The sequence below is a fragment of the Nocardia heshunensis genome (genome assembly GCF_054782115.1).
This window is the reverse complement of record NZ_BAAGTC010000027.1, coordinates 119,703-137,984: the sequence shown is the minus strand read 5'-3', so window position 1 is coordinate 137,984 and position 18,282 is coordinate 119,703. Positions and strand designations below refer to the sequence as shown.

The following is an 18,282-nucleotide window of genomic DNA, read 5'->3' as shown; positions in this document are numbered from 1 at the left end:
TCGCGGTCGGCTAGATCGGCTGGAAGCCGCTGCCGATGCCCTTGCCGGCGTCCACGGCGAATCGGACGGTGTCGAAGGCCACGGCGATGACGGGGGAGTGGATGGGGTTGCCCGGGTCGGTGCAGCTGAAGCGGAGTGCCCGGGTGTCGGTGAAGAGCGGAGCGGAGACCATGCCGACGAGTTGGTCACCGGCGGTGACGGGCGCGCCGGAGTCGCCGTAGCTCGAACAGGCCTGTTCCATGAAACCGACCGGGCTCGACGCCCACACCACGCCGCAGCCCAGGCCGCTGGTCCGCCCGTTCTGGCAGACCACGCTCCAGGCGGGCGGGGCGGACGCCATGCCGGCGATGGTGCCGCCGTTGACCGTCCGCAGCGGGGTCACCACGCTCGGATCGAATTCGATGACGGCGTAATCGAGTTCCGCGTCGGACTCGCGGACCACGCCGACCACCCCGGCATCCGGGAACTGTTCCCCGCGCACCGGTGTTCCGGCCTCGGCGCAGTGCCCGGCGGTGAAACCGACCAGTCGCCCGGCGGCGTCGTAGCCGATGGTGGTCAGACTGCACTTGGTCGATCGGCCCAGGACCAGGCCGGAACCGCCGCCGAGGGCGGCGACGGTGTCCCCGGGATCGGCCTGTGCGGCCGGGGCGGCGGGCAGTCCGCAGGCTATGAGCACCACCGCCGGTGCGATCCAGCGCTGCGAAAGCTGCATGAGCCAACCACCCATCCGACTAGACGTGTATAGCTACACCGTAGCTCCGTGGTTCAACTCAGCCAGATCGGGCGCTGTGCGGCGAACGGATCGGACTGGACGTGCGGTGCATCGGACCAGATCATGGTCTCGCGCCGGTCGAGAGTGTAGCGGGGCCAGGCCGGGCCCGGGTCTCCGTTGCTCACGAACGCCACCCACGCCCGATGGACAGCATCGGCCAGCGCCTGCGGCGGATTGTCGCCCGCGATCGCGGTCACGCCCTGCGCGCGCAGGCAATCGAAGGCGAACGGGACGTCCAGGCAGTGGAACGAACTACCTTGGAATTTGGGCGCATTCGAGGTCCAGGTGAACTCGTAGAGCCAGGTCGGCTGATCGTGTCCCGCCCGCATCTCCGCCACCCGGTAGGACGGCATCCGGATGACCGCATCGCTCTGTGCCTGTCCCGCAAGCTGATTCGCGCTCAGACCCGGGTAGGCGTGGCGGAAGCCATCGGTGCTCGACGGCGCGAAGCCCAGCGCGCCCAGCGCCAGCGGCAGGGCGGCGTCGGTGACCTCCGGCTGCGTGCCGCTGAGCGACGCGGCGTTGAATTCGTGCGCGGTGAAGCCGATCATCAGTGGAATATCCTGATCCGCACCGGATTTCAGGACGTCGGCGCTGGTGGCCGGGATGAGTGCGCCGTCCGCCCAGGGGGCCAGACCCAGCAGGGTGGCGGCCGTGCTGTCCGGGCCGGGGGCGCGCAGCTTGTCTTCCATGTCCTGCAGCTGCAGCTTGCTGATGTCGCGCAGCGCGGCGGCGGTGGCGGGCATGCCGGTGCGCTTGGTGAACAGCTGCGACATGGCCAGCGCGGTGGCCCGGTCATTGGGCTGGGTGACCGCGCCGGACTCCGAAATGCCCGCGCGGAACAGGCCTTTCGCCGCCGGGGTGTTCATCAGCGCCCACACCGCGCCGCCGCCCGCCGACTGGCCCGCGACGGTCACCTTGGCCGGGTCGCCGCCGAAGGCCGCGATATTGTCGCGCACCCAGGTCAGGGCCGCGATCCAGTCCAGCACGCCGCGATTGTCCGGTGCGTCGTCCAGGTGCAGGAAGCCCTGGATGCCCAGCCGGTAGCCGACCGACACCAGCACCACGCCGTCGCGGTTGAAGGTCGCGCCGTCGTACCAGGGGCTGGCCGGGCTGCCCGCGACGAACCCGCCGCCGTGAATCCACACCAGCACCGGCAGTTTCGCGGTCTTGTCCGGATTCGGGGTAAAGACGTTGACGGTCAGGATGTCGTCGCCCGGGATGGACGGCTCTGGGATGGCGGTGACCTCCGCGAGCTGTTTGATCTGCGCGGTCGGGCCGTAGCGGGTGCAGTCGCGGGTCTCCACCCACGGCACCGGCGGCTTGGGCGCCGCGAAGCGCAGATCGCCCACCGGCGGCTGCGCGAACGGAATGCCCAGGAAGGCGACCCCGGTGTCGCGCCGCACGCCTCGCACTGGTCCGGAGGCGGTGGTGACCGTCTCCTTGCCGTCCTGGTCCGACCGGGATTTTCCGCTCGAACACGCCGCGGTCAGGGCCAGCACCCCCGCTCCCAGGAGCAGGGTTCGCCGCCCGAACTGTTCCGTCGCCATGCCAACCTCGGATTCAACATTTAAGTCAATGCTTGAAATAATTACTCGACACCATAATCTCAACCCCGTGGACCCCGCACCCCCGCCCACCGACTCGGCCGCCATCCGCCGCCGCAACCTCGGCCTGGTCCTGCGGCACATCGCCGACCACGGCCCCTGCGCCCGCACCGAAGTGGCCGCCGCCACCGGCCTCGCGCACGGCTCGGTCACCGCGCTGGTCGCCGACCTCACCGACCGCGGCCTGCTGCGCGAGGACGACGCCCTGCGCTCCGGCACCCGCGGCCGCCCCGGCCGGCCGCTGCGTCTGGAACCGCGCCGTGCCGCCGTGGCCGCGATCCAGATCACCTCCGAACATCTGCGGGTCGCCGTCGCGGATCTGGCGGGCACCGTCGTGCAGCGCGAGACCGTGCCGCACGAGCTGGCCCCCGGGACGCCGGATGCCATGGCCGACGCCATCGCCGCGGTGATCATGCGGATCACGGCGAACCTCGCCGCCTGGACGGACGCGACCGCCGACCGCCGCCCACCTGCGGTCCTCGCCCGTGTCGTGATCGCCATGGCGGGCCCGGTGCTCGACGACGCGGCCCAAACCGTGGTGGTCGCACCGGATTTCGGCTGGATGGCGGAGGTGCGCCTGCGCGACCTGGTCGCCGCCCGCCTGCCCGGTCCGGCCGTAGCGGTCGACGTCGTCAACGACGCCAACGCGGCCGCCCTGGCCGAATTCCATGCCCTGCAACGAGACTCGCGCGGCCTGGTCCTCATCGAGGCCGGTACCGGTATCGGCGGCGGCGTGGTGGTCGACGGTCGCATCCACACCGGCAGCCACGGCATCGCGGGCGAGCCCGGCCACATCCCCGTCGTGATGGACGGCCCCGACTGCGTCTGCGGCGCCCGCGGCTGTCTGGCCTGCTTCGCCGCCCCCGAGGTCGTCTTCGAGGCAGCCGGACTCACGGAACTGTTGCATCACAAGGGATTGCAAGCCGCCCAGACCGAACTACTGACCCTATTGAACTGTGCCGACCCGGCGGCCCTCGCGGCCCTCGACACCGCCGCCCGAGCCTTGAGCGCCGCCATCCTCTCCATCACGGCCCTCCTGGACACCGACGAGGTAGTCCTGGGCGGTCTGCTCTACGACTGGTTTCCCTGGCTGGCCCCCACCATCGACGCGCGCCTCTCCGGCCGCCGCGCCCTGGCCCCCCGCCTCGGCCTCCGCATTACCGCGGCCACCCTCGGTGCGGACGGAATCCTCCTGGGCGCCTTGGGCTTCGCCCGTCGGGCAGTGCTGGCAGACCCATCGGTGGTACCAACCGGTTCGAATGGGTGGTGACGGCTCCCCTCCGGCCGTCACCACCATCCCACCCGCAGCAGCGGGAGCCTCCCTCACCGGCGAGCGCTACCGCCGCGCCGGCGAGTCAACGGGGTCGTCGTGCAGCCATTCCCGACGGGTTCGGGCGCACGGTCCCGCTCGGCGGACCGAATCCACAGCAGCACAACGACTTCGCGCAGGGTGAGCCCGAGCTGAGCCGCCTGCAGCTCGGCCACTTCGAGGGCATCCTCCGCCTTCGCGGGCGCCGGATCGCTCAACACCTCGTCCAGCCCCATCCCGATCGCTGCCTGCTCCAGGCTGAGCAGGCGGTCGGGCAGCCAGGTCAGCTTCCAGCTGTCCATGGAAAGTGTTGTGCGGAAGGCCATCTCGGGCGACTTGTCGGAGCGGATCGTCCAGGGCGTGAATTCGAGGGCCATGGGGTCGGGCACCTCCTCGAAGAGTTGTTGTAGCACCAACGATACTGGAGAGCATCGATGGCACATAGACAGAAGATTTGCTCATGATCGGCACTAGCGGGACGTACGATGCTTAGAAATAAGCACTATCGAGTATGACTATCTGAAATATCGCTCAGTTTACGCATTTTGGGCTGGATAGATCTGAAATCCGCTGTCGGTGGCGGCAATTTGGATGATGGATCAAGAATCCGCTTTGACGTGTTTGTCCACTTAACTCGGCCTGTAAAAGAATCCGCCGCGTTTTGCAAGGCCTGTAATGGCGAAAATGCCACAGCGTGCTTAGGATGGGCTTTGCATGACACGTCTGGGCAACGCAGAACATGATGGGAGACGAGCATGTCTCGCTCGGCCTCGGACGGCGAGCCTATCGGCGCGGTGGTCAAGCGACTGCGTCAGCAACGCAACCTCACGCAAGAGACGCTGGCCAAGCGGGTCGGCTGCTCGCGCAGCCTGATTCAGCAGATCGAGAACGGCACCCGCACCCCTCCGCGCGCGCAGCGCGAGAAGCTGAGCGCGGCGCTGGGTGAACGGCTACCCGGTGACGGTGACGAGACCGACGCCGAGGCGGCCCTCAGCGAGATCCGGATCCGCTTCGACATCCTGCTGAACCAGAAGCCGGACATCGCCACTCGGGCACTCACGCTCGCGCAGAGTCTTGCCGCGCTCGACGACACCGATGAGGCACTCGCGCCGTTGCGGGAGATCGCGGAGCGGCAGCTGGCTCGGGCAGAGGAGGTGTTGACGCAGATTCCCTCCTGCAGTGTCGTTGTGCGGGAGTGGAATACGATTCTCGACTGGCTCACCGTGTTGGTCCGTGCACAGCAGCGAATCTGTGCGATCCACACGGCCGAGCTGGGCGCGATCGGCGGTGATGTCGGCGACGAGTACCACCGGGAGATCCTCTCCAAGGCACGTTCCGGTGTGTTGGTGCAGCGTGTCTATGTTCTCGACGACGTTGTGAACGTGGAACCCTACGAGGACCGGCTCTGGCAGCAGGTCCGGGCCGACGTCGAAACCATCCTGGTGAATCGGGAACTTGCTCCGAACGCGCAGGGCATCCTCATCGTCGACGACAGTTATGTGCTGGCGGGGGATTACGATTTCCGCCGCAAGGAACGGGACAGCAGCAGATTCTCGACGCTCCGACACGACGTGCAAGCCGCCCAACGCAAGTTCAATCATCTGCGTGAGCTCAGGAATCACGGAATGGCCCTGGTAGTCAACGATCTTGTGAAGACGACCGGACTGGCTGGGCTCGAGCGCCTGGACGAGGTCAGTCGTCCCCGCTTCCGAGACGCTCTTCGACGGGCGTGGAACAACGAGGAGCCGGGCATCGAAGGCAACCCCGGATGAGCCGACAGGTCGCGGTGTCGGGACCGTTGGACCCGGTCGAGGTCGCGGACCGCTCCGATCAGCGCAAGCGTCTCGCTCGGGTATATCTCGACAGCGACAGTCGGTTCCCCGGCACGGATGGCCGGAGCTATCGCGGGATCATCGATGCCTACCACGGTGAGACCGGCCTGCCCTTGGCCGACGACGCTGCGGCGGCTCTCAATTCCGCGTGGACGGAGGTGATGACGGGCCAGCTGTCCGGGCCCGGCGCGACATTCGCCGACGAGGACGGATCTCCCTACGACAAACGGCAGCCGCTGATTCTCCGCAAGCTGGCGGCCACGCGGCTCTTCGCGCGGATCTCGCAGCCTGCACCCGGGATGCCGGGTGTCGCTGTCGATCCCGCGCAGGTGATCGTTGGTCCGTACTCGAGCACGGTGCTGTTGGAGGAGGCGGTCGCCACGCTGGCGCGGCCGGGCGGTGTGCTGGTCTGCCCGGAGGGCTATTACAAGAGCGTGGCCGGTCACATCGCCAAGTTCGGTCTGCGGATGGTGACGTCTCCGGTGACGGCCGACGACGAATTTCGCATCGACCCCGAGGCCCTGGCTCGTACCCTGGAACATCATGCGGCACAGGGCGATCTGTGCGGCGTGCTGCTGACCCTGCCCGGCAATCCCGTGGTCGCCGATTACACGGCCGAGCAACTGGTCGAGATCGGCCGGGTGCTGGTCGCGGCCGAGGTGCCGGTGATCTGCGACATGTCGTTCGATCTGCTGGTGGACGGGCACATTCCGCTCGCCTCGATCGTCGTGCCCACCGATCGCGGTCCGGTCCGGCTCTACGATCGGATGCTCACCATCACGGGTAATTCCAAGGCGTTCAATGCCTTCGGTCCCTGCAAGCTCGGTGCGGCCTGTTCCGGTGACAGCCGGTGGCTGGCCGAGATCCGGACGCGGCTGCGGGTCGCGTTCCAGCGGGAGTCCACGCATCTGGTCCGGGCGACCATCGAGGGCACCTCGGAGGACCACCTGATCCAGAACCGCAAAGTGCTCAGGGAGCGAATGGAGTTCGCGCGGGAGCTGATGGTCGGTGTCGACACCCGGTTCGGGGCCGCACTGCTGCGTCCGCTGGGCAGCCGGGACGGCATGTTCCTCACCATCGAATTCGACACCGAGGTGATGGCCGCGGCTGCGGTGCGATCCAGTGCGGATCTCGAGGACCTGCTGTTGCTGGGCGCGGGAATCGACTGTGTCGCTCTCGATCGGACCGGTTCACGGCGAATGGGCGTGCGGCTCAACGTAACCACGCCCCGCAGCACCACGGGCGAAGCGGGTCCCGACCTGATCCCCGAGGTTTTCGATCGCATCGAGCGGCTGCTGCAGCGCATCGACGGTGGCCTGACGTATTCCGGCGCACTGCTCGAACGCCGGATCCCCGCCCGGTCCCCGCAGCTCGCCACCGTCGGGGTGCTGCGTGAAACCGCCGCGCGCGAGCTGCGTGTCGCCGTTACTCCCGAGGATGTGCAGACGCTGGTCGGGCGTGGACTGCGAGTGGTGGTGGAGCAGGGCGCCGGGTGGCGGGCCGATTTCACCGATGCGGAGTATCGGGTCGCGGGCGCGGCGGTGGTACCGACCCCCGGCGCGGTGTTCGAGGCCGCCGACCTGGTCGCCTGGGTGAAACCTCCGGTCTACGAACTGGATTCGATGCCGATCCGCAGCGGTCAGCTCCTGTTCGGATTCCAGGACCCCGTGCAGCGTCGCCGATCCATTCACCGGCTCAGCCGCCAGGGCGTGGAATCGGTGGCCTTCGAGTACATGGTCCCGGATCTCGAGGCGGGCGAATTGGATCCGCTGACCGCCATGAGCCGGATCGCCGGTGAGGTGGCATACCGGGAGGGCCGTGCGCGCCTGCGGGGGCATGCTCCGGATTGCCTGGTGCGTGCCTTGATCATCGGTTGTGGGCAGGCCGGGCTTGCGGCTCTGGACGCTGCGGCCGCCCAGGGGGACGTGCCCCCGATCGTGATCGGGCGCCGAGCGGAGCATCGGGCCGCAGTGCTGTCGCGCGGCGCCAGCGAGTTCTACCTGGCTCCGAGCCCCGACCTGGTCGCCCGGCGTATTGCCGAGGTTCGGCCGAACCTGGTGATCTGCGCCGCGGGCCATCGCGGAACCCAGGCGCCGGTTTTGCTGGACCGCGCAGGTCTGGAGGCGCTCCCCGGCGGTGCGGTGGTGATCGACCTGACCGCGAAATCCGGTGGCAACTGCGTGGCGACCCACGGCGACGCCACCGTGACCTTGGCCGACGGAGTCACGGTGACCCACCGCTCCAACTTCCCGTCCGTCCGCCCGAACCTCGCGAGTCGCGCCTACGGCGCCGCCGCTACGACCGCGATTCTGCGCTACAGTGCGGCGATCTAGATCGATCGGGTTCAGGCGGAGGGTATTTCGTTCCAGGCCCGCTCGAGCGCTTCGCGGAACAGGCGGCGGCAGTCGCCGTCGTCGAGGTGAGCGAAGCGCGCGAGCGGAGGCGCCGCGATCAGCTCGTTGACCTGGATCGCCCGCCCACGCTGGGCCAGCGCGTCGAGTTTGGTGAACCGGTCCAGATGGAAGTCGATGTCCGGCTGTAGTGCCGAGACCCGGGTCGCGACGCGTCCTTCGCGGAAGTTGTCGTATTCGCCTGAAACAGTGAATCTTCCGTCCACCACCAGCAGGCCCTGGGCATTGGGGGCGTGGTCACGTTTGACCACCAGGTTCGTCATGCCGGAGCGGGTCAGCCGCCACAGTCGGTCCTCGTACGGCCAGACGTCCGCGATCGCGTCGATGACATGAATCCGGCGCATGTCGATCCGGGCCGACCCGGTGCGGGCCGCGAGACGCAGCAGGATGTTGTGGTATTCGTCGCCGACCTCGCCGCCGATCGCGGCGAATCCCACGGCATGCACCATCAGCACCGAGCTCGTCGCCTGTTCGAGGATCGTGCACCAGTCGGTGATGGTGTTCCATTCCGGCACCCGGACCATCCGTGACGGGACCTGTGCCAGGACGGTTTCCGCGCGCGTCAGTTGCCGTAACGCGATGGCCCGCAGCGAGGCGGTGTCGGCATCGACCGAGGCCGCCTCCAGAAGTCGTCGGGTGATGCGGAGGGCGTGCTCGGCCATCGCGGGATCCTTGCCCAGCAATACGTTGAATTGCATGCGGAGATTGTCGATTCCGGCACCGGGGGTCTCGGTCGGGACAACAGTTCGCCCGGTGGCCGGCAGTGGGACGCCGAGTATCGCACTCAGGCTTTCCCGCAGGGGCCGCTGCGGCACGCGGGTTCCGGCCTCGATCTGCTGAATCTGGCTGCGTGAGCAATTCGCTCTGTCGGCCAAGGATTTCTGGGTGAGACCGCGTTCCTTGCGCAGCCTCCGAACCAGTTCGCCGATCGGCTCGCCGACCGGGTGAGTGCGCGTCATTCGGCCCCCTGCGCGACCCCGATGCCTTCGGTGTGTCACAAAAGCCTACTTCGTGGCGGTGACCGCGACCAGACGTCCGATGATTCGTGACCGGGCCGCCGGGTGGTCGGAAATCCCTGGCAAATGGCAAGGGACAGTGCGCAGTTCGATGGATGCCACAGGTTCGCGATCGCAGACTTTCGGTACCGGGAACGGCAAGCAGAGAGCGGCGAGGATATGACACTGCACGTGACCGATCGGTCGATAACCAGCGATGTCACCCCGGAGATCGCGTACTACATCCCGGACCCCGACGGCGGGAGATGGATGCTGACGTGGTTGCCGGGGAGATTGTTGACGCACGAGCAGGCGGTCGCGGGCATGCGACTCGACGAGATGCTCAGTGATCCCCTGCTGGAGGGGGAGGCGGCGCTGCGCGCCGGAGGGGAGTGCGCGGCGTCGCTGGGGCTGGAACTGGCGGAGGTGGTGGTCCGGCTGGCCACGCGGATCGCGCAGCGCGATGCGCGGCGGGCGGGGCGCGGCGGGCACCGGCGGCGTGGACCGCGATGTCCGGGAGGGTTTGTGCCGCAGCGATTCCTGCTCGGTTGTCTGACGGTGTCGACGGTGCTGTGGCGGATGCTGTACGCGCTGGCGACCCTGCCGTCGCTGGTGTTCGTGGTGGCGGCCCTGGCGACGGGGCTGGTGATGGCGGGACAGCGTGGGGGCAGCGTGTCGCTCGAGATTCGCTGATTTCCGCTGATCGGGTGGTTCGATAGCGGAATGGACCTGGATCAGGAGCTGAGCGGCGCTGTTGATGGGTTGATGCCCGAGTTGAAGGGTCTGCTCGGACAGCTGGTTTCTATCCCTTCGATTGCGTTTCCGGACTATCCGAAGGAGAACGTGCGGAAGGCGCACGATCTTGTTGCGGAGGAGTTGCGGAAGTCGGGGGTGGGGGAGATTCGGGTGTTGGATCTGCCGGACACCTCGCCGGTGATCTACGGGCGGATTCCGGCTCCGGAGGGGGCGCCGACCGTGCTGTTGTACGGGCATTACGACGTGCAGCCTTCGGGGGATGAAAGTCTGTGGCATACACCGCCGTTCACGCCTACCGAGAAGGATGGGGCGATTTACGGGCGGGGCGCTGCGGACTGCAAGGCCAATGTGGTGGCGCATATCGGGGCGTTGCGGGCGTACGGGGGGAAGCCGCCGGTGGGGGTGACGGTGGTGATCGAGGGGCAGGAGGAGTTCGGGTCGGTCTTCGATGACTATCCGGCAGAGCATCCGGAGCTCTTTCAGGCCGATGCGTTGCTCATCTGCGATGCGGGGAACATTCGGGCGGGGCAGCCGACGCTGGTGACGGCGTTGCGCGGGGTGGCGGATGTGTTCGTGGAGGTGCGGACGTTGGCCGCGCCGGTGCATTCGGGGCAGTTCGGTGGGGCCGCGCCGGATGCGTTGCTGGCGTTGATCGCCGCGCTGTCGACGCTGCACGACGCCGACGGGAATGTGGCGGTGGCCGGGTTGCGCCGTGACAAGTGGAAGGGCGCGAACTACACCGACAAGGAGTTCGCCGAGGTGACCGGGATGGAGCCCGGCATGCCGTTGCTGGGAACCGGTCCGATCGGGGAGCGGATCTGGTACGGCCCGGCGATCACGGTCATCGGATTGGACGCGCCGCCGACGAAAACCGCTGCGTCCGCGGTGGTTCCGTATGCGAAGGCGTATCTGAACGTGCGGGTGCATCCGGAGCAGGATCCGGCCGAGGGGCAACGCGCGGTCATCGAGCACTTGAAGAAGGTGAAGCCCTTCGGGGTCGAGCTCGAGGTGACCGGCGGCGATGTCGGAGCCGGATTCGCCGCGGGCACAAGCGGTCCCGCCTACGCGGCGATGAGCGCGGCCATGACGAAGGCATGGGGTGTGGATGCCGTCGACTCGGCCATGGGCGGGTCGATTCCGCTGACCAATTCGATGGCCGCGGCCAATCCGAATGCCGAGGTGCTGATGCTCGGCGTCGAGGATTCCAAGTGCAATATGCACGGCTTCAACGAGCGGGTGCTGGTGAGCGAGTTGCGGAATGTGACGCTGGCCGAGGCCGAGTTCTTCCGGCTGTTCGCGGAGAGGATGCGCAAGTGAGCGACACCGCCACCGTCGACGCCGCCCCGAAAGCCCCTCGGCATCGCAAGAAGTGGACGTTCCCGTCCACCTACACGATCCTCGCCGGGGTCACCCTGGCAGTCTGGTTGGCCGCCTTCGTGATTCCGCCGGGTGCCTACGACACCGACGCCAAGGGCCACCCGATCGCGGGCTCCTATCACCGCCTCACCGACGCCAAGGGTTTCGGCGCACGGGTGCGGGACCTGTTCCTGGCGCCGATCAACGGCCTCTACGGCATCCAGGACGACAAGACCGGCCAGGTCGCGCCCGACGCGGCCGGTTCGCTCTACGGTGCGGCCGCAGTGTTCCTGTTCGTGCTGGCGGTGGGTGCGTTCATCACCGTCGCCTTCGCCACCGGCGCGCTCGACAGCGGTATCGGCCGGCTGGCCTTCAAGCTGCGCAACCGCTCGTACCTGCTGATCGTCGGCATCATGGTGGTGTTCGCGGTCGCCGGTACGGTCGAGGGTTTCGCCGAGGAGACGCTGGGCTTCTACGCCCTGCTGGTGCCGCTGACCTTGGCCCTGGGCTACGACCGGATGACCGCCGTCGGCGCGATCATCGCGGGCGCGGGCATCGGGGTGCTGTGCTCGACGGTGAATCCCTTCGCCACCGGCACCGCCTCCTCGGCGGCGGGCATCGCCATCGGCGACGGCATCGTGCTGCGACTGGCCATGCTGGTGGTACTGACGGCGGTCACCGTCGCCTACGTCATCTGGTACGCGCGCCGGGTGAAGGCCGACCCCGAGAAGTCCTGGTCGGGTTGGGAACCCGGTGACCGTGACGTGAAAGCCGATGAGCACGAACCGGATCCGATGACCAAGCGGCAGGTGGCGGTGCTGTGGCTGGTCGGCCTCACCTTCGCGTTCATGATCTTCTCGATCATCCCGTGGGGCACGGTGATCAAGGGCCCGGACGCGAAACCCTATGTCTGGGAGCTGGACTGGTACTTCCCGGAGCTCACCGCGCTGTTCCTGATCGGCGCCATCGTGGTCGGCCTGATGGGCGGGCTCGGCGAGGGCAAGATGTCGGAGAACGTGGGCAAGGGATTCAGCGACTTCGTCGGCGCGGGTTTCGTCATCGTGCTGGCGCGCGGGGTCACCGTCATCATGAACAACACCCAGATCACCAGCACGGTGCTGCACGCGCTGGAGGGCGTGGTGTCGGGCACCTCCTCGGCGGTGTTCGCGGTGGCGGTGTTCCTGGTGAACGTGCCGCTGGCCTTCCTCATCCCCTCCACCTCGGGCCATGCCACGCTGGCCATGCCGATCATGGCCCCGCTCGCCGACTTCGCCCATGTGCCACGGTCATTGGTGGTGACGGGCTGGCAGTCGGCCTCGGGCTGGGCGAACCTGGTCACCCCGACGACCGCGGTGGTGACCGGTGGTATCGCGCTGGCGAAGGTGCGCTACGACCGGTACGTGCGGTTCATCGTCCCGCTGATGGCGATCCTGTTCGTGCTGATCTGCGTGTTCCTGGCGATCGCGGCCTGGATCGGTTAGGCGCCCGGGAACGGCATGCCGGTGTACTGGATCCAGAACTGGTGGAGGTGGAACTCCATATCGAGCGAAGGGTCGATGAGCCAGCGCGACTGCAGGCCGTCGGCGAGCGCCATGAACGCCGTGGCCATGACCTCGGGATCCACGCCGGAGGGGATGGTGCCCGCCTGCTGCATGGCGCGCAGCAGTTGGGCGAAGCCCGCCGTCCCGAGTTCGTAGTGGGCGCGCATGTACGCGTGCGCGGGATGGCGGGGGTCGGCGGCCGCCGCCTGCATGTGGGTGAACAGCTCGATCAGGCCGGGCACCTGGGTGTTCCGGCGAATGATCTTGACCAGCAGGTCGGGGCCGGGCTCGCCCGCGGCCACCATGTCGACCTCGTCGCGCTTGCGCAGCACCGCGACGAACAGCTCTTCCTTGGAACCGAAGTAGTGCAGCAACCCGCTCTGACTCAGGCCGACCGCCTCGGCCAGTTCGGCCACCGAGGTCGCCAGGAAGCCGCGCTCGGCGATCGTGCGCAGGGCGGCCTCCAGGATCTGCTCCCGGCGCTCGATGCCCTTTCCGTAGGGTCCGCGTTTCACCACCGGGAAAGTCTAAGCGGACTCTGAGAGTTTCTTGTCCTCCAAAACCGTGCACTGTACGGTTTTCGTTATGCGCTTCCGCCGTCGCACGCTGCCCCTGGTCGTTCTCGCCGCTTCCGCCGCGCTGACCGCTACCGCCGCCCCGGCCTTCGCCCGGCCGGAGCCGCCCGCGCGGATCGCCCCGCTGGGGCCGGACTTCCTCTGGGGAGTGGCGGCGTCCGGCTTCCAGTCCGAAGGCCATGCGCCGGACAGCAATTGGTCGCGCTACGCGGCGTCGGGCAAGACCGACGACCCCTATCGGGACTCGATCGATTTCTACGACCGGTACCAGTCTGACATCCAGCTGGCCAAGCAGCTGGGAGTGAAGGTGTACCGGATCGGCATCGAATGGGCGCGGGTGCAGCCGCAGCCGGGCGTGTGGGACGAGGACGGACTTCGCTTCTACGACAGGGTGATCGGCGCGATCGAGGCGGCTGGTATGCGGCCGATGCTGACGCTGGATCACTGGGTGTACCCGGGCTGGGAGGCCGACCGCGGCGGCTGGAACCACGCCGGAATGGTGGACGAATGGCTGGCCAACGCGCGAAAGCTGGTGGACCGCTACGCCTCCGGCAATCCGCTGTGGGTGACCTTCAACGAGCCGACCATGTACATGATCAACGAGGTCCGGCTGGGCACCCTGCCCGCGACCGCCGTCCCGGTCATGCAGGATCGAATCGCGCAGGCGCACAATGCGATCTACGACTACATCCACCAGGTGCAGCCGGGCGCGCAGGTGACCAGCAATGTCGCCTACATCCCCACCGCCGAGGACGCGATCAACGGCCCGCTCATCGGCAAGATCGCCGCCAAGCTCGACTACATCGGCATCGATTACTACTACGGCCTCTCGCCCGACGCCCTGCGCTCGCCCGCCAGCACCGAATTGTGGAACAACCCGTTGCAGGCCGACGGCATCTACTATGCGCTGGAACACTATTCGCGTGCCTTCCCGGGCAAGCCGCTCTATATCGTGGAGAACGGCATGCCCACCGAGAACGGCGCGCCGCGTGCCGACGGCTACACCCGCGCCGACGACCTGCGCGACACCATCTATTGGGTGCAGCGTGCCAAGGCAGACGGCATGAATGTGATCGGCTACAACTACTGGAGCCTCACCGACAACTACGAATGGGGTTCCTACACCCCGCGTTTCGGCCTCTATACCGTCGACGTCCTGACCGACCCCACCCTGACCCGGCGCCCCACCGACGCGGTCCCGGCCTACACCGCCATCACCCGTGACGGCGGCGTCCCCGCCGACTACCGCCCCACCCGCGACCCCAAGTCCTGCTCCCTGGTCGATCCGCTCACCAGTTGCACGGACCCGGTCACCGTGCCGCACTGACTTTGTCACCGTGCCGCACTGACCCGATCGCGTCCATCGCGCCCGGGTGACCCATTCTCGCCATTCCGGTGTGCGGTCGACGAGAGGCGGCGAACGGTGATGTCGGGAAAGATATCCCGGGCGGTGCGTGATCGAATCGCGTCGCGTCGAAGACCATCCGGCGGCTCGCCGGATCGGCTCGCAGGATCCCGTTACCCGGGTGCTCGGGAGCTTCCCCCCGAACCGTCCGGCCGCGCACCGGGGTCGTCCCACTGCGGGCCGGTCCGGTGGGCGACCTCCGGGGGATGGTCATAGTCCGGTTCTATGGGTGCATCGGAATGGGGTGTCTACCAGCGGGTTCACGTCGGGTGAAAAGTAGGGAGTGACCGAATCCCCGACGAAATCAGGACATCATGTACACCCTGCTCTTTGCCCTCATCCTGCTGTGTGTGGTGGCGGTGGTTCGAAGTTGGCCGCGGGGCTACGCGATGGGTCTGTGCTCGGCGACCTTGGCCCTGTCGGTCCTGGCTTTCCTGCCCCACGTCACCGGCCACCACTTCGAGGTGGGACTGTGACCACCACCGATTCGCCCACCCTGTCCAACAAGCTCGGACTGTGGTTCGCGCACGTCTACGTGATCGGCATGTGCGCCACCCTGCTCGGGGCCTACGTCTTCCAGTTCGGGCTGTGGGAGTACCCCTGCCCGATGTGCCTGCTGCAACGAATGTTCTTCCTGCTCAGTGCGATCGGGCCGACCTACATCATCGTCCGCTCCCGTACCGGGCTGGTGACCACCCGGGAGTTCGCCTCCGGCTGGGGCTGGGCGATCATGGCCGCCATTCTCGGCAGCTTCGTGTCCGGAGCCCAGGTGCTCATGCACATCGCGCCCGACGATCCCGGCTACGCCGGTGCGCTCTTCGGCCTGCACCTCTACACCTGGGCCTTCATCACCTTCGTGATGGCCGTGCTCGCCGCGGGCATCGTGCTCTTCCTGACCGCCTACAGCGAACCCCGCAGGGCCGCAGCGACTTCCGTCGCCCTGCGGCGGGCAGCACGGATCACTCCGGCCGTACTGCTCGCCTTCGCCGCCACCAACCTGATCGCCTGCTTCTTCCTGCAGGGACTGCACTGGAAGATGACCGGCGACCCCACCGGCTACCAGTTCTTCACCGACCTGTTCCGGTAGCCGGTCGGAGTTCAGCGCAGGGCTGGGATCACTTCACGCTCGAAGAGCTCCAAACCGCTGGTGTCATAGGCGGTTTCGGGGAAGTAGTGGATGGAGTAGCCCAGCCCCAGCCGCTTGACCTCCGAGAGCCGCTCGATGATCTGCTCGGGCGTGCCGACGGCGGGGGAGTTGTGGAAGACATCCTTCAGGTGCTGGGCCGCGGCCTCCGCGCCGATGAACGGGACGAGCCGGGCCTCCAGCTCGGCCAGCCGCTGCTGTACCTCGGCCTCGGTCGCGCCGACCAGGGTATTGAAATTGGAGCTGCGGGTAATGGCGTCGAAATCCGTTCCGACCGCGGCACAGTGCTCGCGCAGCAGCTCCGACTTCTGGGTGAACGTCGCCGGATCGCCCGCAAAGTTGGTGTACTGCGCGTACTTCGCCGCAATGCGCAGCGTCACCTTCTCGCCGCCGCCCGCGATCCAGATCGGAATTCCGCCCTCCTGCAAGGGCAGCGGCCGCACGATGGCCCCGTCGACCTGGTAGTGCTTGCCGTCGAGGGTGGCCTTGCCCGTGGTCCAGGCCTGCTTGAAGATCTGGACGCCCTCGTCGAGGCGGCCCAATCGCACTCCGGCGGAGGGGAATCCGTAGCCGTAGGCGCGCCATTCGTGCTCGTACCAGCCGCCGCCGATGCCCATCTCCACGCGTCCGCCGGAGATGAGGTCCACGGTGGCCGCGATCTTGGCCAGGTAGGCGGGATTGCGGTAGCTCATGGCGGTGCACATCTGGCCCAGCCGAATGCGCGAGGTGCTGGCGGCGAACGCGGACATCAGCGACCACGCCTCGTGGGTGGCCTCCTCGGTGGGGGCCGGGACGGTGTGGAAGTGGTCGTAGACCCACAGCGATTCCCAGGCGTCGCCGGAGTCGGCCCGCCGGGCCAGGTCTCGCATCACTCCCCACTGCGCCGCGGGGTCGATCCCGACCAGGTCGAGCCGCCAGCCCTGCGGGATGAAGATGCCGAAACGCACTAGATGTCTCCTCTGTTCGAATCCGGTGGGGTCACCTCGGCCGGGCCGAGCACCTTGCGCAGCGCCGATGCCACGGTCTCGAGTTCGGCCGCGTCCAGTCTGCCTCCGAAGCGCGCTTGGATGCCGTCCAGATAGTGCGGCGCGGCCTCGCGGAAGCGGCGGCGGCCCGCATCGGTGATGCTCACGAAGGCCGAGCGCCCGTCGTCGGGATTGGATTCACGCCGAACCAAACCGTGGGATTCCATCTCGGTGACCAGCCGCGAGACCCGGGTGCGGCTGAGCACGACGCGTTCGCCGAGGTCGCTCATCCGGAGTCGTTGCGGCCCGTCGAGTTCCAGCAGGACGTCGTACCAGCTCAGCGGGAGTCCGGTGGCGCGGCGCAGGGCGGCGTCGAGTTCGGGCACGAGTTTGGCGTGGACCTGCAGCAGGGCGGACCAGGCGTGGACGGCCGGATGGGAGCGGGAGGCGGGCACCCGGCCATTCTAACCAGTTGCGTGCGCCCGCACATAAGTAGTAGCGTGCACACGCACACACTTTCGTGCTCGGAAAGGAATTCCCATGACCGCACTCATCACCCGCGAGGAACTGGTCCAGGAGATCGAGACGGGTTCGGTGATCGTGCTCGACGCGCTCGGCGGCGAGTACTACGCCAAGGCCCATCTCCCCGGCGCCGTCGCCCTGGTCGAGGACGAGGTGGAAACCCGTGCCCCGCAGCTACTCCCGGACCGGGCCGCGGCCATCGTCACCTACTGCTCCAACGCCGCCTGCGCGAACAGCCAGCACGTGGCCACCAAGCTGGAGCAGCTCGGCTACACCAATGTCCGCAAATACCGTGACGGCATTCAGGATTGGACCGAGGCGGGCCTGCCCGTCGAAGGATAATTGTCCCAGACAGATATAGGATGCGGTGGTTGGTTCGATCCACGACGAAGGGGCTCACCGATGAGCACGATCCAGCTGACCACCCCGAACGGCACCATCGACGCCTTCGTGGCCACCCCGGCCGGGGCTGGACCCTGGCCGGGCGTGGTCGTTCTACACGACGGGATGGGGATGAGCGCCGACGTGCAGGCCGCCGCCAAGCGGCTGGCCGACAACGGCTATCTCGCCATCGCCCCGAACCTGTTCGCGCGCGGCCGCGTTCGCTGCGTGCCCGGCATGATGCGTGAGCTGCTCGCCAATGGCGACGGCACCACGGTCAAGGACATCCTCAGCGCCCGCACCCAGCTCATCGGGGATCCGAACTGCACCGGCCGGGTCGCTGTGGTCGGCTTCTGCCTGGGCGGCGGGTTCGCACTCCTGGCCGCCACCAAGGGTTTCGACGCCGCTGCGCCGTTCTATCCCTCGGGCCGTGGTAATTACGACGAGATGCTGCGCGGCTCCTGCCCCATCGTGGCCAGCTACGGCGCGCTCGACCCGGCCAATCCGCGCCGCGGTCCGAAACTCGAACGCGTGCTGAGCGAGTACGGCATCGACCACGACGTGAAGACCTATCCCGGTGTCACCCACTCGTTCGCGAACCTCACCCCGGCCGAGCCGATCATGCGGGTGACCGGGCTCGGCTACAACGAGGAGGCCACCGAGGATGCCTGGAAGCGCATCTTCGCCTTCTTCGAGACCCACCTGGGCTGA

At 67.6% G+C, this 18,282-nt stretch carries 18 protein-coding genes; 11 read left to right on the top strand and 7 right to left on the bottom strand.

What is annotated here, in order from left to right:
• Nucleotides 1-10: 10 nt before the first annotated feature.
• Both ACYVN4_RS41625 and ACYVN4_RS41620 read right to left on the bottom strand, forming a co-directional pair.
• A complete protein-coding gene (locus ACYVN4_RS41625; protein WP_460729187.1) occupies nt 11-712 on the bottom strand; it encodes a chymotrypsin family serine protease in 702 nt (233 codons plus the stop codon).
• Between the two features lie 53 nt (nt 713-765).
• The gene (locus tag ACYVN4_RS41620) at nt 766-2,322 is read right to left on the bottom strand and encodes a carboxylesterase/lipase family protein (RefSeq protein ID WP_460729185.1); all 1,557 of its coding nucleotides are present in this window, start codon (nt 2,320-2,322) and stop codon (nt 766-768) included.
• A 67-nt stretch (nt 2,323-2,389) separates the two neighbouring features.
• On the opposite strand from ACYVN4_RS41620, the gene ACYVN4_RS41615 reads away from it, so the two are divergent.
• The gene (locus tag ACYVN4_RS41615) at nt 2,390-3,649 is read left to right on the top strand and encodes an ROK family transcriptional regulator (protein WP_460729183.1); all 1,260 of its coding nucleotides are present in this window, start codon (nt 2,390-2,392) and stop codon (nt 3,647-3,649) included.
• 53 nt (nt 3,650-3,702) lie between these two features.
• Here ACYVN4_RS41615 and ACYVN4_RS41610 read toward each other — a convergent pair whose 3' ends face one another.
• The gene (locus ACYVN4_RS41610) at nt 3,703-4,101 is read right to left on the bottom strand and encodes a hypothetical protein (RefSeq protein ID WP_460729181.1); all 399 of its coding nucleotides are present in this window, start codon (nt 4,099-4,101) and stop codon (nt 3,703-3,705) included.
• A gap of 342 nt (nt 4,102-4,443) precedes the next feature.
• On the opposite strand from ACYVN4_RS41610, the gene ACYVN4_RS41605 reads away from it, so the two are divergent.
• Together ACYVN4_RS41605 and ACYVN4_RS41600 are read left to right on the top strand one after the other, a co-directional pair.
• On the top strand, nt 4,444-5,460 hold the full coding sequence (locus ACYVN4_RS41605; RefSeq protein ID WP_460729180.1) for a helix-turn-helix domain-containing protein: 1,017 nt from the start codon (nt 4,444-4,446) through the stop codon (nt 5,458-5,460).
• Nucleotides 5,457-7,853 carry an aminotransferase class I/II-fold pyridoxal phosphate-dependent enzyme gene (locus ACYVN4_RS41600; RefSeq protein ID WP_460729178.1) on the top strand — a complete coding sequence of 799 codons (2,397 nt, stop codon included), beginning with the start codon at nt 5,457-5,459 and terminating at the stop codon, nt 7,851-7,853. The genes ACYVN4_RS41605 and ACYVN4_RS41600 overlap by 4 nt, the downstream gene beginning before the upstream one ends.
• Before the next feature lie 11 nt (nt 7,854-7,864).
• On the opposite strand, the gene ACYVN4_RS41595 is transcribed toward ACYVN4_RS41600, so the two are convergent.
• On the bottom strand, nt 7,865-8,890 hold the full coding sequence (locus ACYVN4_RS41595) for a helix-turn-helix domain-containing protein (RefSeq protein WP_460729177.1): 1,026 nt from the start codon (nt 8,888-8,890) through the stop codon (nt 7,865-7,867).
• A 228-nt stretch (nt 8,891-9,118) separates the two neighbouring features.
• Here ACYVN4_RS41595 and ACYVN4_RS41590 point away from each other — a divergent pair, with 228 nt between their 5' ends.
• The 3 genes from ACYVN4_RS41590 to ACYVN4_RS41580 are packed head-to-tail and all read left to right on the top strand — an operon-like array spanning nt 9,119 to nt 12,519.
• Nucleotides 9,119-9,619: a hypothetical protein gene (locus ACYVN4_RS41590; RefSeq protein ID WP_460729175.1), complete on the top strand. Its 501-nt coding sequence runs from the start codon at nt 9,119-9,121 to the stop codon at nt 9,617-9,619.
• Nucleotides 9,620-9,649: 30 nt separating this feature from the next.
• Complete coding sequence (locus ACYVN4_RS41585) at nt 9,650-10,999, top strand: M20/M25/M40 family metallo-hydrolase (RefSeq protein WP_460729173.1); 1,350 nt, start codon at nt 9,650-9,652, stop codon at nt 10,997-10,999.
• Nucleotides 10,996-12,519 (top strand): YfcC family protein, encoded by a 1,524-nt coding sequence (locus ACYVN4_RS41580; protein ID WP_460729171.1) that lies wholly within the window; start codon nt 10,996-10,998, stop codon nt 12,517-12,519. Before ACYVN4_RS41585 ends, ACYVN4_RS41580 begins: the two co-directional genes overlap by 4 nt.
• On the opposite strand, the gene ACYVN4_RS41575 is transcribed toward ACYVN4_RS41580, so the two are convergent.
• Nucleotides 12,516-13,097: a TetR/AcrR family transcriptional regulator gene (locus ACYVN4_RS41575; protein WP_460729169.1), complete on the bottom strand. Its 582-nt coding sequence runs from the start codon at nt 13,095-13,097 to the stop codon at nt 12,516-12,518. The genes ACYVN4_RS41580 and ACYVN4_RS41575 overlap by 4 nt on opposite strands.
• Before the next feature lie 67 nt (nt 13,098-13,164).
• Here ACYVN4_RS41575 and ACYVN4_RS41570 point away from each other — a divergent pair, with 67 nt between their 5' ends.
• The 3 genes from ACYVN4_RS41570 (at nt 13,165) to ACYVN4_RS41560 (ending at nt 15,646) form a co-directional block, all read left to right on the top strand.
• On the top strand, nt 13,165-14,481 hold the full coding sequence (locus ACYVN4_RS41570) for a family 1 glycosylhydrolase (protein WP_460729167.1): 1,317 nt from the start codon (nt 13,165-13,167) through the stop codon (nt 14,479-14,481).
• Between the two features lie 392 nt (nt 14,482-14,873).
• Nucleotides 14,874-15,035 (top strand): hypothetical protein, encoded by a 162-nt coding sequence (locus tag ACYVN4_RS41565; RefSeq protein ID WP_379357983.1) that lies wholly within the window; start codon nt 14,874-14,876, stop codon nt 15,033-15,035.
• Nucleotides 15,032-15,646, top strand: a complete 615-nt coding sequence (locus ACYVN4_RS41560) for a disulfide bond formation protein B (RefSeq protein ID WP_460729165.1) — start codon at nt 15,032-15,034, stop codon at nt 15,644-15,646. Before ACYVN4_RS41565 ends, ACYVN4_RS41560 begins: the two co-directional genes overlap by 4 nt.
• Before the next feature lie 11 nt (nt 15,647-15,657).
• Here ACYVN4_RS41560 and ACYVN4_RS41555 read toward each other — a convergent pair whose 3' ends face one another.
• Both ACYVN4_RS41555 and ACYVN4_RS41550 read right to left on the bottom strand, forming a co-directional pair.
• Nucleotides 15,658-16,650, bottom strand: coding sequence for an LLM class F420-dependent oxidoreductase (locus ACYVN4_RS41555; RefSeq protein WP_460729163.1), 993 nt, complete (start codon nt 16,648-16,650; stop codon nt 15,658-15,660).
• A complete protein-coding gene (locus tag ACYVN4_RS41550) occupies nt 16,650-17,123 on the bottom strand; it encodes a MarR family winged helix-turn-helix transcriptional regulator (RefSeq protein ID WP_379357978.1) in 474 nt (157 codons plus the stop codon). The genes ACYVN4_RS41555 and ACYVN4_RS41550 overlap by 1 nt, the downstream gene beginning before the upstream one ends.
• 85 nt (nt 17,124-17,208) lie before the next feature.
• On the opposite strand from ACYVN4_RS41550, the gene ACYVN4_RS41545 reads away from it, so the two are divergent.
• Entirely contained in the window at nt 17,209-17,532 is a 324-nt protein-coding gene (locus ACYVN4_RS41545; protein WP_460729161.1) for a rhodanese-like domain-containing protein, read from the top strand.
• 60 nt (nt 17,533-17,592) lie between these two features.
• Nucleotides 17,593-18,282 (top strand): dienelactone hydrolase family protein, encoded by a 690-nt coding sequence (locus ACYVN4_RS41540; RefSeq protein ID WP_460729159.1) that lies wholly within the window; start codon nt 17,593-17,595, stop codon nt 18,280-18,282.